The following is a 17,528-nucleotide window of genomic DNA, read 5'->3' on the forward strand; positions in this document are numbered from 1 at the left end:
TGGTCAAATCTTTTGGTCCACAGGCTCAGCGGTTGGCACCGCCTTCCGTGTCCCAGCTGCCGGGCAGCATGGGTTCGGTGACGCCGCCCCCGAAACCGTTGCCGGTCAGGCGGTTCAGGCCCGTCGCCTGCTGGTCCTGGCGGGTCAGCGTGCCGCTGAAGCCGATCGGGCCGGCGCCGCGGGCCGAGGCGAGCACATCGGCGCGTGGCGCCCTGTCCGCGCCGGCGTCGTCCCCGAAGTCCGGATCGACCTCGGAGTTCATGTCCATGTACTCGTCGCGGACACCACGCTCTTTCGCCGCCCGACGGCGACGGGCACGGCGACGCTCGGTCGCCGCCGCTGCGGCGGCTGCCGCGGCAGCGGCAGCGATCCCGGATGCCGGCGCCGGCGCGGTCGCGCCGTCCCGCAGGGTCGGGGTGAAGCCCGGGCCGGGATCGTCGACGGCCACCGCGTATGCCATCAGCGGGGCCGGCGCCGCCGGGGCGGGGGCCGCGACCGAAGTCGGTGCGGGCGTAGGCGCGCTCGCGGGGCTGGCCGGGGTGGCCGGCACCGTCGGCGCGACGCTGACGACCGGCATCTGGTGGTCGGCAGCCTGCAACTGCGGCGGCGGCGGGAATGCATCTGCGACTTCGGGATCCGGCACGTAGTCGGGCTCCAGCAGCGCCAGCAGGCCCAGGCTGGACAGACCGACGGCGATCAGTGCCGGCCCCCACAATGGTGCCGACAGCATCGCGCCCCAGGTGCCCCAGCCGACGGGCTGGAAGAACGCCTGATAGCCCAGCGCGAAAAGCAAAGGGCCCCAGGTGGTCAACGCTTGCGAAGGGTTGGTCAGGAAGTCGAAGATCATCTGCTGGATCTGGCCCAGCGGATCCTGCAGGAACTTCCAGATCAGATCGCCACCGGGCAGCGTCTTGATGTAGTTGTACAGATAGTCGGTGATCGCGTTCGACGCGTCGAGCGACGAACCGGCATCCGCGGCCTGCAGCTGAGCGCCGGCCTGCGTCGCACTCGCCGACGCGGTGCCCGCCTCGCCGACGCCCGCCGCCAGCATCATCGGTGCCGGCGTGGTCGTCGGGGCCGCTGCCACCGCAGCGCCCGACACCGCCTGGTACGTACCCATCACGGTCGCGGCCTGCAGCCACATGCGGGCGTAGTCGGCTTCGTTCAACGCGATCGGAATAGTGTTGATACCGAAGAAATTCGTCGCGACCAGAGCCGCGTTCACGACGTGGTTGAGAGCCAGTTCGGGAAGCGTCGGCATCGCAGCCAGAGCGGTGCTGTAGGCGGCCGCGGCCGTCTCGTGCTGGACCGCGTTGGCCGCACTGTTGGCGCTGGCCTGGGCCAGCCAGGTCAGATACGGCGCGTGGGAGGCGAGGTACTGCTCGGCGCTCGGACCCTCCCACGCCCCCGCCTGGACCTCACCCAACAATGCGGTGAGTTCGGCTGCGGCCGAGGCATATTCGGTGCTCAGCGACTGCCAGGCAGCCGCCGCGGCCAGCAGGGAGCCCGGACCGGGTCCACTGGACAGCAGCGTCGAATGGACTTCGGGCGGCAGCGCCGCCCAGATGGGGGCGGTCGGCAGGCCTATCCCCATGGGGGCGGTCATGTCAGCCCAGGACCGTCACGTACGAGGCGGCGGCCTCGGCGTCGCCCGTCGCGTAGCTGATGCCGGCTTCGGTGACACCGCCACCGGCACGGCCCAGTTCGGTGACGCCCTGTGCCGCGACCGCCTCGTGCTCGGCGCCGTGGGCGCTCAGGCTGATCGCCGTCTGCAGCGAAACAGGATCCGCGGCAGGCGGGATCACCGCGGTGACCGCGGGCGCGGCCGCGGCGTGGGCGGCGGCGAGCCGAGCGGTGAGCGCCTCGACGGCGGCACCGGCTGCGGTCAGTCCTTCGGGAACGACGCGCAAGGTCATCAGTGGAACTCCCCTCGTTGTGTTCCGGTGGGCCGGCCCGTGATCGGGTCGGCCACCAGCGGATTGATCAACTGGACGTACGTGGCCTCGTCGCTGTCGCCGAGCACCATGGCCCGACCGGCCGGCAGCCGGTTGAACCGGTGGCCGCGGATGCGGCCGCTGTCCTGCGGGTTGCCGGACAGCATGACGGTGGTGGCCTGCAGCTCGTTGAGCCTGCGCAGCAACGGAGCCGTCATCACCGCATGGGCGGAGCCGGCGGCCCGGGCGGTGACGATCACGCGCAGACCCAGCTCGGACGCCTGGGACAGCAGCCCCAGCAGTGCCGTCCAGGGCCGCTGGCCGACGAACGGACCACTGACCGCCGGGGCGTCCGGGATCTGGTCGACGTCGTCGATGATCAGGTAGTGCAGGTGGTTGCCCTGACCGTTCCGGTAGGTCCACCCGCTGAGTTCGGCGGCCGTCAGACCAGCTGGGGGCCTGCGCTTTTCGAGCAGTGCCGCCAGACCGAGCATCGCCGGGGTGACCCTGTCGACGTTGGGCGTGTACTCGTTGTCCGGGAACAACGGCTCGTCCACCAGGTGCAGCCTGCGGTCGATCACGGTGAACGCCACCGACTCCGGCGTCGAGTTGTCCCGCACCGTGCGGATCAGGTGCCGCAGCAACGTGGTCTTGCCGGACTTGGCATCGCCCAGCACCATCAGCAGCGGGTTGGCCGCGAAGTCGACCGTGACCGGTGCCAGGTCCTGCTCGCGCTGACCGATGACGACCGTCTCGGGGCTGTGATACAGGGGCGCAAGGGTTTCCGGGGCCAGGTCCGTCGGCAGCAGGCGCACGGGCGGCGCCGTCTGCCCGGGGTACCGGGCGTTGATGGCGGCGATCGCACCGAGATCCGGTTCGGCGAACAGGAAGTGCTCGGCTGCCATGGTCAGGCCGCGGCCCGGCTGGTCGGCGGGGACGCCATCGGCGGGGCGAGTCAGTGCCGCCACGCCGGGGGTTCCCGCGGACCGCACATTGCTGTCACGCGAGTCGGCCAGCTTGAGCTCGAGCCGCAGACCCAGGCCATCGCGCATCGCCAGCGGCACCTCGAGCCAGTTCGGCGTCGTGATGACCACGTGGATGCCGTAGGCCATACCGGTGTTGACCAGTTCGGTCACCTTGGACAGCAACGGGTTACGGGTGTTGAACATGTCGGTGTTGTCCCGGCTGAACGCATACAGGTTGTCGATCACCAGGAACACGTCGCCGTAGCCGTCGTCGCGCAGATCGCCGTCGCCGGCGGCGGCGCGGGCCTGACGGGACGCCAGCAGCTGCTCCAGTTCACCGAAGGTGCGACGGATGCGCTCGGGCTCCAGCGGTGAGGCGACGCTGCCGACATGGGCCAGCGGCTTGAGCGAGCGCAGCCCGCCGCCGCCGTAGTCGAGGCAGTAGAACGTGACCGCACGCGGCGAGTGCGTCGCGGCCGCCGACAGGACGAACGTCTGCAGTGCAGTCGATTTCCCGGACTTCGGTCCACCGTGGATGACGAGGTTGGCCGCCGCCGACGTGGCGTCGAAGACCAGCGGATCGCGGCGCATCTGGAACGGCCGGTCGATCTCGCCCAGCGGCCACCGGCCGTGGCCGGCGGGAATCTCGGTGCCGGCCAACAGCTCCGGCAGCGCGATCGGCTCGTCCAGCGGGGCCAGCCAGAGGCGCGGTGCCTGCGGGCCGTACTGCGCCAGCTGCTCGCCGATGGTGGCGACAAGCTTACGGGGCGGACGCAGATCCGGCGCCGTATCGGTGACGATCACGGTGTCGGGAGCCGGGGTGACGTGGCCCGCCGGAAACAGCTGTGGCTGCGGAACCGCATGCACGACAACCGCTTTCTCGGTGCGTGGCGGGTCATAGATGCCGTCCACGTAGGTGCTGCGGAACTTGACCGGCACCGCGCCCGGCGTGGGGACCAGGAAGCCCTCGCCCTTGTGCTCCGGACCGGCCTCGATGTGGTACGCGTCCTCGACGCCGATGATCTGCCGGCTGATCGACGGGCTCGCGACCTTCAGACCGATGCGGTAGGAGGTGTTTTTGTCGATGTCCTTGATCCGGCCCACGTCCAGCGTCTGCGATGCGAACAGGATGTGGATGCGGAACGAACGGCCCTTACGGGCAACGTAATCGAACAGCTCGGCATACTCGGGATGGTCGGCGAGCATGAGGGAGAACTCGTCGGCGACCACCAGCAGCGTCGGGATCGGCGGCAGGTCGTGCCCGGCAGCCTGCGCCGCCTCGTACTCGAGGACCGAGTTGAACGCGCTGCCCTGCACGCGGCGGCCGGCCTCCATCAGCAGCTGCTCACGCCGGGCCACCTCACCGCGGAGGGTGTCCGCGAACCGGTCGGCCAGCGAGCGCTTCTCGGCCATGTTCGAGATGACGGCGACCACCTGCGGGAAGCCCCGGAAGATGTCGGCGCCGGCCTCGCCCTTGAAGTCGGCGTAGATGACGATGAGACGCTCGGCCGAGTGCGTCGTCAACAGCGACAACAGGATCGACATCAGGGTCTGTGACTTGCCCGAGCCCGTCATACCGATCATCAGACCGTGCGGGCCCATGCCGCCCTCGGCCTCGTCCTTCAGGTCGAACATCAGCGGCTCGCCGGTGGCGGTGACGCCGATGGGCACCCGAAGTTCTTCGGCGCGCGAGCGCGGCGCCCACAGGCCGGCGACGTCGAGCGCCGCCGCATCCGGAATCCCCAGCAGCGTGCCGAAGGTGGCCAGGCCGGCGCCGGTGCTCCGGGCCCGGTTCGGGTTGGAGTCCCAGCGGGCGAGGCCGCGGGCCAGGTGCGCCGCGGCGTGTGGCGAAAAGTCGTCGGCGACATCGAAGTACGACTGCCAGCCGGCTGCGGCCCACCGCTCGATGCGGCCGCCGGACACGCGCAGCACCGGGCGGTCGGGGTCCGGGTACTCCGGCTGTTCCGTGCCGCGCTGCAGCACCGTGACACCGGCCAGGCCGGCCCGCGGCAGCAGCTCGCCGAGGTCGGCGTCGGGGTCGTCGACGACGATCAGCAGGTGGCGCTGCGACGTGGTGTCGGCGGCACCGAAAGGTTGCCGGTCGCCGAGCTCACCGGACAGCAGACCCGCGAGCTCGGGGACACTTGCGGTCAGGTAGCGGGCCGGGCCGACACCGTCGATCTGGCCCGGAATATCGCTGTGCGGCAGCCACTTCAGCCATGACCAGGACTCCGATTCCAGCGCCTCGGCGTCCGCCGTCGCCAGGCCGATCCCCAGCAGCGCCGGGTCGTGCCACGTCACCGCTTGCGCGATCCAGGCCCGCAGCGCGCCCCGTACCTCGTCGGCGTCGCCGAGCACGGTGATGCGCGAAACCTGGGCCAGGTCGATGCCGCCGGGCACCGCGGGCACCGTCCGCTGCACGTCGAGCAGCCCGCGCAATGCGCTGTGCGACACCGGCTCCAGATCGATCTCGGCCGCGGTGTCCTTGACCTGCAGCACCGTCTCCAGGCGGGCGTCGTGCAAGCCTGCACGCACCACCAGGTAGTCGGCGTCGTGCGGGTCGCGCTCCCACTGGCGGCGGGTACCCGCGATGGCGGCCAGCTGGTCGGGCGCGGGGTGGGACCACTCGCGCGCGGCACGCTGCTCGGCAGCCTGGGCGCGCACGTTGTCCCGAACCACCGACAGGTAGCGCAGGTAGTCGGCGCGCTCGGCGTCGACCTCCTCGGTCCGGGTCTTGTTGTCCGAGCCGCGGTAGAACGCGGTGGCGGCCAACAGGAGCACGAACGGGAAGAACAGCGTCTGCGGCGAGATGACGCGCATGCCGGTGGCCACCAGGGCCACGACCATGCCGACGATCAGGATGACGATGAGGTAGGGCAGCACCCGGCGCAGCAACGACGGCGGCACCAGCCGCGGCAGCTCCGGCGGCGGCTCGATGGTGATGACGCTCGCACGGGTTGCCGGGACGGGCAGCCGGCGCCGCGCTTCGAAGATCAGACGGCTCACGGGTTCTCCCTCACGGCGATTTCGACTGCCGGGCTCGTCCGGGTGGGCACGAGCGCCGGGATCTGCAACGCGTCACTCCGCGACAACGTCGGGCCGGGCGCGAACTGGCTGAGGATCGACCACGGCACCGGCAGCGGTGCTGCGGTGAGTCCCAGCGCGGCAGGGGTTTTCCGGTTGGCATTGCTGGCATCGCCTTCGGTGGAGATGCCGTAGCGGACGCCGGTGTCGCTGATCCAGTAGCCGGACAGCGCCGGGGTACCGCCCTGGCCGGTGGCCTGGACGTAGTACCCGATGCCCGGGGTCACCGCGACGCGCTGCGCGGTGCCGGCCGGTCCGGCCAGGGCCACGGTGTGCTCGTCGGCGGGCAGCGGCAGCGTGGCTCCCGCCAGTAGGGTGAGCGAATTGGTCGTGGCGCCATCGTGTTTGGTCCAGCGAGCACACGTCAGCGGCGCCTTGGTGGCATCGACGACGGCCAGCGGGCGCTCCGGGTATGCCGCGGTGTTGATCGCCGTGGAGACCGGGATGCGGGCGACCTGGTCGGCCGACAGGCGCGGTGGCTGCTCCAGACCGTACGAGTCGGTGTTGCGCAGGATCGCCGCGACAACCTGTGAAATCGGTTGCAGGCCATCATCGAGCACCGCGTAGTAGCGCACGGCGTTATCGGTGGCGGCCTCCGTGGTGACCGCGGTGACCACGGCGCCGACAGGGGCCGCGACCGGCATGGGGTACGGCGTGGGCTGGCCCGCGTTGACGATCGGCGGCGCGGCCAGCGGGGCCGACTCCGGGATCGCGTTGAACAGGCCGTCGGCGACTGCGCGGGGCGTGGGCAGGGCAGTTCCGTTGGCGCCCAAGCCGAGTGCGGCCGTCACCGCCCGGTTGTTCAGGTCGACCGCACTGCGTCGGCCGTCCCACAGCAGCCAGCTGCCCCCGTTGACACCGGCCGAGCCGACGCCATCGTTGCGCACCAGCACCGCGTCGTGGGGACCGAGCGCGCCCGCGCGGGAGCCGCCTTCGGTCAGCGGACCGGTGATCACGGTGACACCGACGACCTCGCCGGTGGCCGCGTCGCACACGGTCCAGTCGGCATCACGAGAGGTGTTGGGCACCATACGTTCCGGGGCACCAGGGATGCCGATGAGACTGCCGCGCGCGAACTTGTCCAGCTCCGCGCTCGGGACCATGGTGGGGTTGTCCGGGCGCCCGGCGATGAGCCGGGCCGAGGTCAGATTCAGGACGGGGTGCAGTTGGTCGCCCACCCGGGCGTACAGCGCGGACGTCTCCCGGTCGGCCAGGATCACGTCGTTACCCGCGACGCCGGCGGGCCGGATCAGGGAGAAGACGAAGCAGCCCGCCAGCGCGGTGACGAGCACCAGGCCACCGACCAGAACGGAGCGGCTCTGGGTTCGCAACGGGTCGACCAGCATCCGGGTGTCGTGCATGGCCACACCAGATGCGATGCGCCGCATGAGGAATCGCCAACCCGACACCTGGTGCCGCGTGACGAATCCGCGGCGGTAGTGGATCTGATCCGGGTTCTCGTTGACCGGGGTACGCGAACTGAAGCTCTTACGGTCGGTCACTGGGGCACCACCAGTCCGAGGCCCCGCAGCAGCGGCGCGGCCGAGTTGCTGACGTCACTCGCGGTGATCGTCATGAGTTCATCGTCGGTGAAGTCGTGCGCGGCAAGGTGATCCAGCCGGTACTCACGTTCTTCTTCGGAGCGCTCCACGAGGTTGCGGACGAAGCGGCCGTTACCCGCGATGTCCAGGCTGCGGCGCGCGACACCCGCCGCGTCGGGCGTCGTCGCCGTCGCGAGGTGGCCGAACAGCTGCTCCATCTCCTGCTGCGCCGCGGGTTCGAAGACGCTGTCGCGCTTTTCGGCCATGCGCATGGCGATCTCGGTGAGTTCGGTCGCCGAGTAGGACGGGAAGTCGATGCTGCGGGTGAACCGCGAGCGCAAACCTTCGTTGGTGTCCAGGAACATGTCCAGGTCTTTGCGGTAGCCGGCGATGATCACGACCAGACGGCTGCGGTCGTTCTCCATGCGGGCCAGCAGAGTGTCGATGGCGACCAGACCGAAGTCGTTCTTGGCGCCGGTGGACACCAGCGCGTAGGCCTCGTCGAGGAACAGCACGCCGTCGAGCGCGCTGTCGATGATCGCGTTGGTCTTGGCTTCGGTTTCACCGATGTGCTGGCCGATCAGGTCGGCACGATGCACCTCGCGCACCGTCTCTTTGCGCAGCAGGCCGAGGCCGCAGTAGATCTTGGCGACGACGCGGGCGATGGTCGTCTTACCCGTTCCGGGAGGTCCGGCGAAGACCAGGTGATTGGTGCGCTGGGCCACGGCCAGGCCGCGCTCCTGGCGCCGAATCGACATGGCCACAGAGCTTTTCAGCCGGGCCACCTGGTACTTGACCTCTTCCAGGCCGATGAACTCGGCCAGCTCGGCCTCCGCTTCGACGAGCAGATGGGCCTTGCGCGACTTGGCATCCGGGTCGACGAAGTCGGCCTCGGTCGGCTCGGTCTCGGGATCCCACGGATTGTGCCGGGCCTCGATCCGGGCCGCGGTCGTCGGATCGATACCGAAGCTGGTGTCGGTCAACGCATGCTCGGCGGCGGTGTTGTCGGGGTGGGCGGCGTACAGCTCGGCCAGCACGTCGGTGGCTTCGTCGTCCTCGCCCTGCGCCCGCAGCGACAACGCCTTGACGAACGTGCCGTCCACGGCGGCGACCGCGACCGGTCCCTCGGGGTCCTCGAGGTGCGACAGCGCCGGCGCGAACATCCCCAGGTGTGCCAGGGCGATACCCAGCGCGACCCGCGCGGCGTGCGCGTAGTTCGGATCCAGGTTGGGGTCGTTGACGATCGGGGTCAGCTGCCGGACCACGTCGGACCAACGGCGGGTGCGGTGGTGCATCGCCACTCGCACCCAGCGCGCCGGCAGCCAGCCCGGCTTGCGATCGAGCAGCTCGCCCACCAGCTGATCGGCCTCTTCGTACGCGCCGGCGCCGGCAAGTGTTGCGGCGTAGGCGAGTTGGAAGCCGTCCCGGTCGGCGGCGCGGAACTGCAGGTACAGACCACTGTCGTAGGTGAAGCCCAGGTCGCCGTCGGCGAGGTCGAGCGCCCGCTGCAACACGCCGGCCGAAGCCACCGTCCGCCAGATCGCCTCCACCACGTCGGGCGTTGTAGCACCAGCGGCGGCCAACCCGGTCCAGGCGTCGCAGTGCTCGCCGGCGATGCGCGTCAAGGTCAGGAAGCCACCCAGGGCCGCGTCGAGGTCAGCCGGGCGACGGCGACCGTCGACGCTCAGGCCGAGCGCCAGGCAGCCGGTGGCGAACCGGGTCAGCACATCACGGTCGACCCGCGATACCCGCTGCGCCGCATCGACATCGGCGACCACTGTGTTACTGCCCGCGGTGCTCGGTCGCACGTGGGTCCTTTCCGTCGTCGACACGCCAGAGGACGAACCACCGCTCATCTGGCGGCCGTCCTAAGAAGGAGTCGGCATCCGGAACGGGTTGGTTCCCGACGGGCCGAGGAACGGGCACTGTGCCGTCGTGCGGGCGCGCCTTGCTGGAAGTGCGCCGCGGCGGATACCGCAAATGTGTCAGTGCCCATATCTGTGTTCGCGGGATATTAGAGTCCCCGCATATCTCCTTAAGTATGCCTAAGCTAACCCCTGCGAAGTTAGCATTGCATAACTTAAGTTGTCGAGACGCACCCCGCCGCTTCAGCAGGTGACGACGCTCACTCCTTAACGGCAGTGACCAGGGTGTTCGAGGCGATCATGGTCGCCGCTTCGGGGTTCGTCGGCACCGGACGGCCCACCGAGCGGAAGTAATCAGCGAGCCCGGTTGCCTCGGCGCGCCAGCCCCGCGCGCCGAACCAGTCCGCCGCGGGCGCGATCTGCTCGTTGTAGATCAGCTTGAAGAAGCCCTCCGCCATCTCGTCCCCGGCAGCCCGCTTGGCCGCGAACACATCGGCAGGCATCGGCTTGCCCTCTTCGATCGCCACCCAGCTGCCGGGTGCCGCCAGCTCATCAATTCCGGTGAACAGATCGCCCTGTGCCGTCGCGGGCAGATAGATCAGCAGCCCCTCGGCAATCCACGCCGAAGGGCGCGACGGGTCGAAGCCGGCATCGGTGAGCGCTGTCCGCCAGTCGTCGCGCAGGTCGACGGCGATCTCGCGGCGTTCCACCTTCGGATCGGCCCCATTGCCCGCCAACACTTCCCGCTTGAACTCGAGGACCTGCGGCTGATCGAGCTCGTAGATGACGGTGCCGTCCGGCCAGTCCAGGCGGTAGGCGCGAGAGTCGAGCCCCGCGGCCAGCAGCACGACCTGGCGGACGCCGGCCGCCGCGGCGCGCTGGAAGTAGGTGTCGAAGTATTTGGTCCGCGAGGCCTGAAAGTTGATGAACGGTTCGCCGAATTCGGGCGTCGCCAACGGATGTTCCGGCGCCTCACCGTCCAAGACGTCGGCCCAGACACCGCCGACGGCGCGGGTGAACACCTCCGCATATCGGTCCACCGCAAGCGGATTGGGCTTGGCCGCTTCCAATGCCCGCGCCGCGGCAACCATCACCGCAGTCGATCCAACACTCGAGTTGATATCCCAGCTGTCATTGTCGGTCCGCACCCGCGCGAGGGTACGCCGACAACGTGGACGCCGACTGGGACGAGCCTCAGACCAGCGGGCGCCCGGTGCGGATGCGCCAGTTCAGATCCATGAGCATCCAATTGAAGGGGAACCGCCGCAGCGGCCCGGGCAGCACGCGGTTGACCGCTTTCACGAGTTTCATCACCGCGTTGAAGCGCTTCTGCCGCTTGGTATCCCACGGCAGCTGCATCTCGTCGCGGAAGCGCTGCGGCAGGAAGCCGGTGGTGAGCAGCAGGGCAAACGCCTCGGACCAGCGCTGCAGCGGGCCAGGAAGCTGCAGCCCCTTCAACCGCGCCGCCGCAATCGGAAACAGGTACTCGCGCACCGTGTCGTCGATGTGCACCTGGTCCAGCGACTCTTGCCAGTACTTGTCGAAGGCGGCCCGGTCGGCCGGCCACATCTCCGGCGTCACCTGCAAGGTGGTGCCCATCGTCATGCCCTGCCGATAGAACTCCTCGGCAGTCTCGTCGTCCAACTCGCCGACCACCAGGCGGTACACGTCGAGCGCGCCCTTGAACAGGCACGCCGCCACCCACAGCTGCAGGTTCTTGTCCATGGCGCTGTACTTCACCGGGCTGTCCGCGGTGGAGTACACCTGCCGGTGCGCCGTGTTCACCGCGCTGCGGTACGCCGCCTTCTGTTCGTCGGATCCCAGGATTGCGACCGCGAGGTACGTGAACGTGGTCCGGGCGCGCTTGATCGGGTGCAGGTCGGTGCGGCCACTTTCCACCCGGCTCTCGACGACGCCGTAGCCGACGCCCGGACGCGCCAGCTGCATGATCACGTTGGCCGGGCCCGCCAGTAGTGCCGCACCAACCAATCCGTCGGCGTACTGGACATCACGACGCACCCGACGGCCGGGCGCGCACGCGTTGACCGGCATCTCGACGAGATCGACCGTCATTGGTCACTCCTAGCAAAAGTGAGAACGATTGATTCCTGATATTGCCCGCGGCACGGTGCGGGTGTCAAGATGGCGGGGTGCCTCAGGTACGCCCGTACCGCGGGATCGACGCGGCAGAACGCCTGGCCCAACGACGGGCCCGGCTGATCGACGCCGGGCTGGAGATTCTGGGTGCCGCGCCGCCGGCACCGGAACTCACGGTGCGGACCATCTGCGGCGGAGCCGGCGTGGCGATGCGCTACTTCTACGAAAGCTTCTCCGACAAGGACGTTTTCGTCGAGGCGGTGTTCGACCACGTGATCGCCGGCCTGGCCACCACGACGCAGGCGGCGGTCGCCGCCGCGCCGCTCGATGAGCAGAGCCGCGCCGGTATGGCCAACATCGTGCACACCATCGCGGACGACCCCAGGGTCGGCCGGCTGCTGTTCAGCGCGCAACTGTCCAACGAAGTGGTGGCACGCAAGCGCAACGAATCGACCGTCTTCTTCGCCATGCTGCTCGGCCAGCACGCGGGCGACGCCCTTCAACTACCCGCCGGCGATCGTCGCCGGGCCAGCACCCATTTCGCGGTCGGCGGCGTCGGACAGACGCTGAGCGCCTGGCTGTCGGGCGAAATCACTTTCACCCCAGACGAATTGATCGATCATCTGGCGTTGCTGCTGGACACGCTCGGCAAGCGGGCCGTCCGCCGGTGAACGGACCCCGGCTGCGCCGGCCCCGGTCGCCGCTGCACCAGCACATCGACTTCTTCGGCTACTGGGCGCACGGTGGCGTGGCCACCGACCGGAGCCGAGCACTGCCGCGCGGCGCCGCGACCGTGGTCATCGACGTGGGCGGCCGGGATCGCGTCGACATCTTCTCCGCCGACGGCGCCACCCGGATGCCGGTGGAGCCGGCATTCCTCACCGGGCCGGGCACGCTGTCGTACGTCACCCGGATCGATCCGGGCGAAGCGGTGCTCACCATTCATTTCCGGCCCGGCGGCGCACTGCCATTCTTCGGAATTCCGTTGGCGGACCTGGAGAATTCCTGCGCCAACCTCACCGACCTCTGGGGCGCCGACGCCGCCCTGCTGCGCGAGCAACTGATCGCGACACCGGACTGGCCCCGACGCATCGAGATCGTCGAGGACTTCCTCATCGCCCGGTTGCGGCCGATTTCCCACACCCTCATGCCGGTACTGCACACCGCCGAACGCCAACCGTCAGTCCGGGTTTCCGAGGCCGCCGAGCTGACGGGCCTGTCCCCCAAGCGCTTGATCGCGACGTTCCGCAACGAGATCGGACTCACCCCGAAGGCCTATCTGCGCGTGCGACGGCTCCAGGCGGCACTGCGTCTGCTCGATGCCGGCAGCCGCGACGGCGCCGACGTCGCGGCCACTCTCGGGTACTTCGATCAACCGCACTTCGTGCGCGAGTTCCGCGGCTTCACCTCGGTCACGCCGACCCAATATGCCCAGCGGCGCAGCGCGCTGCCCAGCCATGTGGGGCTGCCGGGGTAATCAGTCAACGGGCAAAAATATCCAAGCGTCGCGCGCATCAGACCGGCACCATGGGGACATGCACCAAGGAGCACAGGCCGTCGCGAACACCGGCCTTCTGGTCGCCGCCATCCGCGCCGACGAATCACGCCGCCCTGACCGCCTTTTCACCGATCCGTTCGCCGACCGCCTTGCCGGAGAGACGGGCCGCCGGCTGCTCGCCGAAGCCGTCGCCGAAGCCGGGGACCGCCCGACCCGGCAGATCGTGGTGCGCACCCGGTTCTGGGACGAGGCCCTGCTGCGCGCCACCCGGTCCGTCCGCCAGGTCGTGATTCTCGCCGCGGGTATGGATGCCCGCGCCTACCGGCTGTCCTGGCCGGACGGCACCACGGTGTACGAATTGGACCAGCCCGAGGTGATCGCCGCCAAGGCCGCGGCGCTGGAGGGCGAGCAGGCGTTGTGCACGCGGGTGGCGGTCGGCGTCGACCTCACCGGCGACTGGACAGCAGCTTTGCGCGCCAACGGCTTTGACGACCGCCGACCTACGGCGTGGTTGGCCGAGGGACTACTGCAGTACCTCGACGAAGCCGCGGTCGGCACGGTCTTCGAGCGCGTCGACGCCCTTTCCGCGACTGGTTCGGTGCTGCTGTACGACGTCGTCGGCAAGACGCTGCTCGACGCGCAGCTGTTGGCGGCGGTGCGCCAGTCGATGGCGCGCAACGGGGCACCGTGGCTGTTCGGCACCGACCAGCCGGGTGAGTTGGCGGAGCGCCACGGCTGGTCTGCGGTGGTCACCGACGTGGCCGTGCCGGGCAACGAGTGGGGCCGCTGGTTCGCCCCCGCGGTGCCGATGGACGTGCCCGATGTCCCGCGCGGCTACTTCGTCGAAGCGACGAAATAGGTTGGCGCCGAGCTTGGCGCGTCTTGATCCTGCACTCATGGTCTCGCGCACTCAGCTTTTTGCGCCGTAGCCGCGGAATCAATGACGGTCTCACGTTGATCCTGCAGCCCGGGTCCCCATGACTCGAGCTTTGTGAGCGTCAGCGCAGGGTCGACGTCCGCAAGACATTTGCTTGTCAAGTGCCCAGCACGCGGAGGCTCGCGACCGTGCCACCAGATCGTCGATTTCGCGGCAGATTCAAGCGGTCTGATTGCACGCTCGAGACAAGCCCGGCATTCCAGCCGTCAGACAGAAGCCACCGCGGGCCGCCGGTCGGCCGCGGTCCGCGGCTCGGTCACCGTATCGGCCTCGGTGAATTCCTTGGTCCAGCAGGCGAATTCCAGCGTGATGCCGTCCGGGTCCTGGAAGTAGAACGACCGCACGTACACACCGGGATGCACCGTGGCCGACGCCTGCATGGGGCTCTCGTCGTGGTTGAGTACCGGGCCGACCCGCACGCCCTTTTCCTTGAGCCGCTTGCGGTACTCGTCGAACTTCTCCGCGGGCACATGAAAGGCCAAGTGGTTCAACGAGCCGACGGCACTCACGAACTCGCCGAGGCCGGGCAGCGCCGCCGGCTGCGAGATGCCGGGCTCCCCGTCGGGCGCCTGCGCGAACCAGAAGAACGCCACGCAGTCGCCGTTACCGGCGTCGAAGAAGAAGTGCTGCCCCATGCCGCCCGGCAGATCCAGTGACTTGACCAGCGGCATGCCGAGCACGCCCGAGTAGAAGTCGACGGTCCGTGCCATGTCCGCGCAGACGAGGGCGACATGGTTGATGCCGCCCAGCTCGAATTCAGCGTTGCGGTTGTCGGGCTTGATCATCGTGCCACTCCTGACGACAGGGTCTGGTCAATCACCTAATCTGAATCTAACATCAGGTTCAGGTTTGATCAATGACTCTTCGGAAGGACGCCACCGTGACCGTCGCGCCCCGCGAGCAGCTCCCTACCGTGCGGGGCCGCCAGACGCAGGCGGCGATCGACAGCGCCGCGCGCGCCGTCATTGCCCGCAAAGGCATTCTGGCGACCACCATTTCGGACATCGCGGCCGAGGCCGGCCGCTCCACCGCGTCGTTCTACAACTACTACGACTCCAAGGAGGCGATGGTCCATGAATGGGCACAGCGCTTCCGCGACGAAGCCCGCGAGCGGGCCCTGCCGGCCATCAGCGCCGAACTGACCAACTGGGAACGCTCCCACCAGGCCGCCGCCGCGCACTGGGAGACCTACCGGCACCGGCTTGCCGAGGTCATCGCCATTTCCCAGCTGGCAATGATCAACGACGATTTCGCGCAGTATTGGTCCGAAATCTGCGAGCTACCGATCTCCCTGATCGTGTCGATGGTCAAACACGCTCAGCAGCAAGGCTTCTGCCCGGACGACAATCCACGGCTCGTTGCCGTGGCATTGGTATCGATGCTGAACCAGTTCTGCTATACCCAATTGTCAGGCGACGGCGCCACCACCGCAGATGACGACGCCTGCGTCACCACGCTGGCCAACATCTTCTACCGGACCATCTATCACGAGGGGAATCCGCGTACATGAACAGACCCGGAAGTTCGTCCGCCGCGGGAGTCACCCGAGAATTCATCGGAATGGACTCGCCCACCGCGCTGCGCGCCGGGTCCGGTGGCCACCCGTGCCAGGGCATCTACTACCGGGGCATGGGCCGCAAGCCCAAGGTGGCGATGATCGCCACGCACTACCAGATCGATTTCGCCGAGCACTATCTCGCCGACTACATGGCTACCCGCGGTATCGGGTTCCTCGGCTGGAACACCCGATTCCGCGGCTACGAATCCAGCTTCCTGCTCGATCACGCGCTCGTGGACATCGGGGTCGGGGTGCGCTGGCTGCGCGAGGTGGCGGGCGTGGAAACCGTTGTTCTGCTTGGCAATTCAGGCGGCGGATCGCTCATGGCCGCCTATCAGGCCCAGGCGCTGTCACCGCACATCACCCCATTGGACGGGATGCGCCCGGCCGCAGGCGTCTACGACCTGCCGCCGGCCGACGGCTACATCTCCAGCGCGGCACACCCGGGCCGACCGGACGTGCTCACCAATTGGATGGACGGATCGGTGACCGACGAAACCGACGCGCTGGCAACCGATCCCGATCTCGACCCGTTCGCCGAGCACAACGGCCCGCCCTTCTCCCCGGAATTCGTCCAGCGCTACCGCGACGCGCAGGTCGCCCGAAACCACGCGATCACCGACTGGGTGGAAACCGAGTACGCGCGCGTCCGCGCCGCGGGCTTCCGCGACCGCCCCTTCACGGTCATGCGGACCTGGGCCGACCTGCGCATGATCGACCCCACGCTCGAACCCACCAAACGCCCCGCCAATCAGTGCTATGCGGGCACCCCCGTCCAGGCCAACCGCTCCGCCAACGGCATCGCCGCCGCCTGCACGCTGCGCAGCTGGCTGACGATGTGGAGCCTGCGTCACGCGCAGACCCGGGCCGAACCGCACCTGGCCCTCATCGACAACCCGGCGCTGGTGATCAACGCCGAGCAGGATTCCGGCGTGTATCCCTCTGACGCGCAACGCATCTTCGACGCCCTGGCGTCCACGGACAAGACGCTGCACGCCATCGACTCCGACCACTACTTCACGACCCCGGGCGCCCGCAGCGAACAGGCCGATCTCATCGCCAAATGGATCGCCAAGCGGTGGCGGTGAATCCGGCGATCCGGGTACTGGCGCACTTCACGCCCGGCCCGCGCGTCACCGAATTCCTGACCCCGCTCGGCGATCTGGTCGATGTGCGGTTCTGCGCCGCGGACGACGACGCGACGTTCTACCGGGAACTGCCGGAAGCCGACGTGCTGTGGCATGTCCTGCGGCCGGTCAGCGCCGAGGATCTGGAACGAGGCCGGCGCCTCAAACTGGTCCACAAGATGGGCGCGGGCGTCAACACCATCGATGTCGATGCCGCGACGCGCCTCGGCATTGCCGTGGCCAACATGCCCGGCGCCAACGCGCCGTCGGTCGCCGAGGGCACCGTCATGCTGATGCTGGCCGCCCTGCGTCGGCTACCGGAACTCGACCGCGCCACGCGCGCCGGCGCCGGCTGGCCCACCGACCCGACGCTCGGCGAGACGGTCCGGGATCTCGGCAGCTGCACCGTCGGCCTGATCGGGTACGGCAACATCGCCAAACGAGTCGAGACCATCCTCACCGCCATGGGCGCGACCGTCGTGCACACCAATACCCGTGGCGCACAGGGCCACCCCGGCTGGCGGGCGCTCCCTGTCCTGCTGGCCACCAGCGATGTCGTCTCACTGCACCTGCCGCTCACCGAACACACCGAGGGACTGCTCGACGCCGAGGCACTGTCCCGGATGAAACCGGGCGCGGTCCTGGTCAACACGTCACGCGGCGCCGTCATCGACGAAGCCGCACTCGTGTCCGCGCTACAGAACGGACCGCTGCAGGCCGCCGGCCTCGACGTCTTCGCCACTGAACCCGTCGATCCCGGCAACCCGCTGCTGGCGCTCGACAACGTCGTCGTCAGCCCGCACACCACCTGGTACACCGCCGACACCATGCGGCGCTACCTGGCCGAAGCGGTGGGTAACTGCGAGCGACTCGCCGCCGGACAGCCGCTCGCCAACGTGGTTAACGAAGTGAACCTCTAAAC

At 68.9% G+C, this 17,528-nt stretch carries 14 protein-coding genes; 6 read left to right on the plus strand and 8 right to left on the minus strand.

Annotated features, from left to right (window positions below; all coding sequences use genetic code 11):
• Positions 1-25: 25 nt before the first annotated feature.
• From VXD91_RS11745 to VXD91_RS11775, 7 genes are all read right to left on the minus strand, one after another.
• Positions 26-1,606: a PPE family protein gene (locus VXD91_RS11745; protein ID WP_346415487.1), complete on the minus strand. Its 1,581-nt coding sequence runs from the start codon at positions 1,604-1,606 to the stop codon at positions 26-28.
• Position 1,607: 1 nt separating this feature from the next.
• Positions 1,608-1,916: a PE family protein gene (locus VXD91_RS11750; protein WP_061006729.1), complete on the minus strand. Its 309-nt coding sequence runs from the start codon at positions 1,914-1,916 to the stop codon at positions 1,608-1,610.
• Complete coding sequence (gene eccCa, locus VXD91_RS11755) at positions 1,916-5,905, minus strand: type VII secretion protein EccCa (protein ID WP_061010349.1); 3,990 nt, start codon at positions 5,903-5,905, stop codon at positions 1,916-1,918. Before eccCa ends, VXD91_RS11750 begins: the two co-directional genes overlap by 1 nt.
• Positions 5,902-7,485, minus strand: coding sequence for a type VII secretion protein EccB (gene eccB / locus VXD91_RS11760; RefSeq protein ID WP_061010351.1), 1,584 nt, complete (start codon positions 7,483-7,485; stop codon positions 5,902-5,904). The genes eccCa and eccB overlap by 4 nt, the downstream gene beginning before the upstream one ends.
• Positions 7,482-9,302, minus strand: a complete 1,821-nt coding sequence (gene eccA / locus VXD91_RS11765; RefSeq protein ID WP_204158355.1) for a type VII secretion AAA-ATPase EccA — start codon at positions 9,300-9,302, stop codon at positions 7,482-7,484. The genes eccB and eccA overlap by 4 nt, the downstream gene beginning before the upstream one ends.
• A 347-nt stretch (positions 9,303-9,649) precedes the next feature.
• Positions 9,650-10,537 carry a class I SAM-dependent methyltransferase gene (locus VXD91_RS11770; protein WP_346415488.1) on the minus strand — a complete coding sequence of 296 codons (888 nt, stop codon included), beginning with the start codon at positions 10,535-10,537 and terminating at the stop codon, positions 9,650-9,652.
• Positions 10,538-10,583: 46 nt separating this feature from the next.
• On the minus strand, positions 10,584-11,441 hold the full coding sequence (locus tag VXD91_RS11775; protein ID WP_234785498.1) for an oxygenase MpaB family protein: 858 nt from the start codon (positions 11,439-11,441) through the stop codon (positions 10,584-10,586).
• A 98-nt stretch (positions 11,442-11,539) separates the two neighbouring features.
• On the opposite strand from VXD91_RS11775, the gene VXD91_RS11780 reads away from it, so the two are divergent.
• Genes VXD91_RS11780 through VXD91_RS11790 form a run of 3 tightly spaced genes read left to right on the plus strand, consistent with a single transcriptional unit; the run spans position 11,540 to position 13,843 of the window.
• Positions 11,540-12,157 carry a TetR/AcrR family transcriptional regulator gene (locus tag VXD91_RS11780; protein ID WP_061003146.1) on the plus strand — a complete coding sequence of 206 codons (618 nt, stop codon included), beginning with the start codon at positions 11,540-11,542 and terminating at the stop codon, positions 12,155-12,157.
• Entirely contained in the window at positions 12,154-12,963 is an 810-nt protein-coding gene (locus VXD91_RS11785; RefSeq protein ID WP_061003148.1) for a helix-turn-helix domain-containing protein, read from the plus strand. The genes VXD91_RS11780 and VXD91_RS11785 overlap by 4 nt, the downstream gene beginning before the upstream one ends.
• A 58-nt stretch (positions 12,964-13,021) precedes the next feature.
• Positions 13,022-13,843, plus strand: a complete 822-nt coding sequence (locus VXD91_RS11790) for an SAM-dependent methyltransferase (protein WP_061003152.1) — start codon at positions 13,022-13,024, stop codon at positions 13,841-13,843.
• A 284-nt stretch (positions 13,844-14,127) separates the two neighbouring features.
• On the opposite strand, the gene VXD91_RS11795 is transcribed toward VXD91_RS11790, so the two are convergent.
• A complete protein-coding gene (locus VXD91_RS11795) occupies positions 14,128-14,706 on the minus strand; it encodes a VOC family protein (RefSeq protein WP_346415489.1) in 579 nt (192 codons plus the stop codon).
• Positions 14,707-14,801: 95 nt separating this feature from the next.
• Between VXD91_RS11795 and VXD91_RS11800 the strand changes: the two genes are divergently transcribed.
• Genes VXD91_RS11800 through VXD91_RS11810 form a run of 3 tightly spaced genes read left to right on the plus strand, consistent with a single transcriptional unit; the run spans position 14,802 to position 17,526 of the window.
• A complete protein-coding gene (locus tag VXD91_RS11800) occupies positions 14,802-15,431 on the plus strand; it encodes a TetR/AcrR family transcriptional regulator (RefSeq protein WP_226520444.1) in 630 nt (209 codons plus the stop codon).
• Positions 15,428-16,567, plus strand: a complete 1,140-nt coding sequence (locus VXD91_RS11805; protein ID WP_318984734.1) for an alpha/beta hydrolase — start codon at positions 15,428-15,430, stop codon at positions 16,565-16,567. The genes VXD91_RS11800 and VXD91_RS11805 overlap by 4 nt, the downstream gene beginning before the upstream one ends.
• Positions 16,543-17,526 carry a 2-hydroxyacid dehydrogenase gene (locus VXD91_RS11810; protein ID WP_346415490.1) on the plus strand — a complete coding sequence of 328 codons (984 nt, stop codon included), beginning with the start codon at positions 16,543-16,545 and terminating at the stop codon, positions 17,524-17,526. The genes VXD91_RS11805 and VXD91_RS11810 overlap by 25 nt, the downstream gene beginning before the upstream one ends.
• Positions 17,527-17,528: the final 2 nt, after the last annotated feature.

The organism is Mycobacterium sp. SM3041, from assembly GCF_039668335.1.
Lineage (GTDB): Bacteria > Actinomycetota > Actinomycetes > Mycobacteriales > Mycobacteriaceae > Mycobacterium.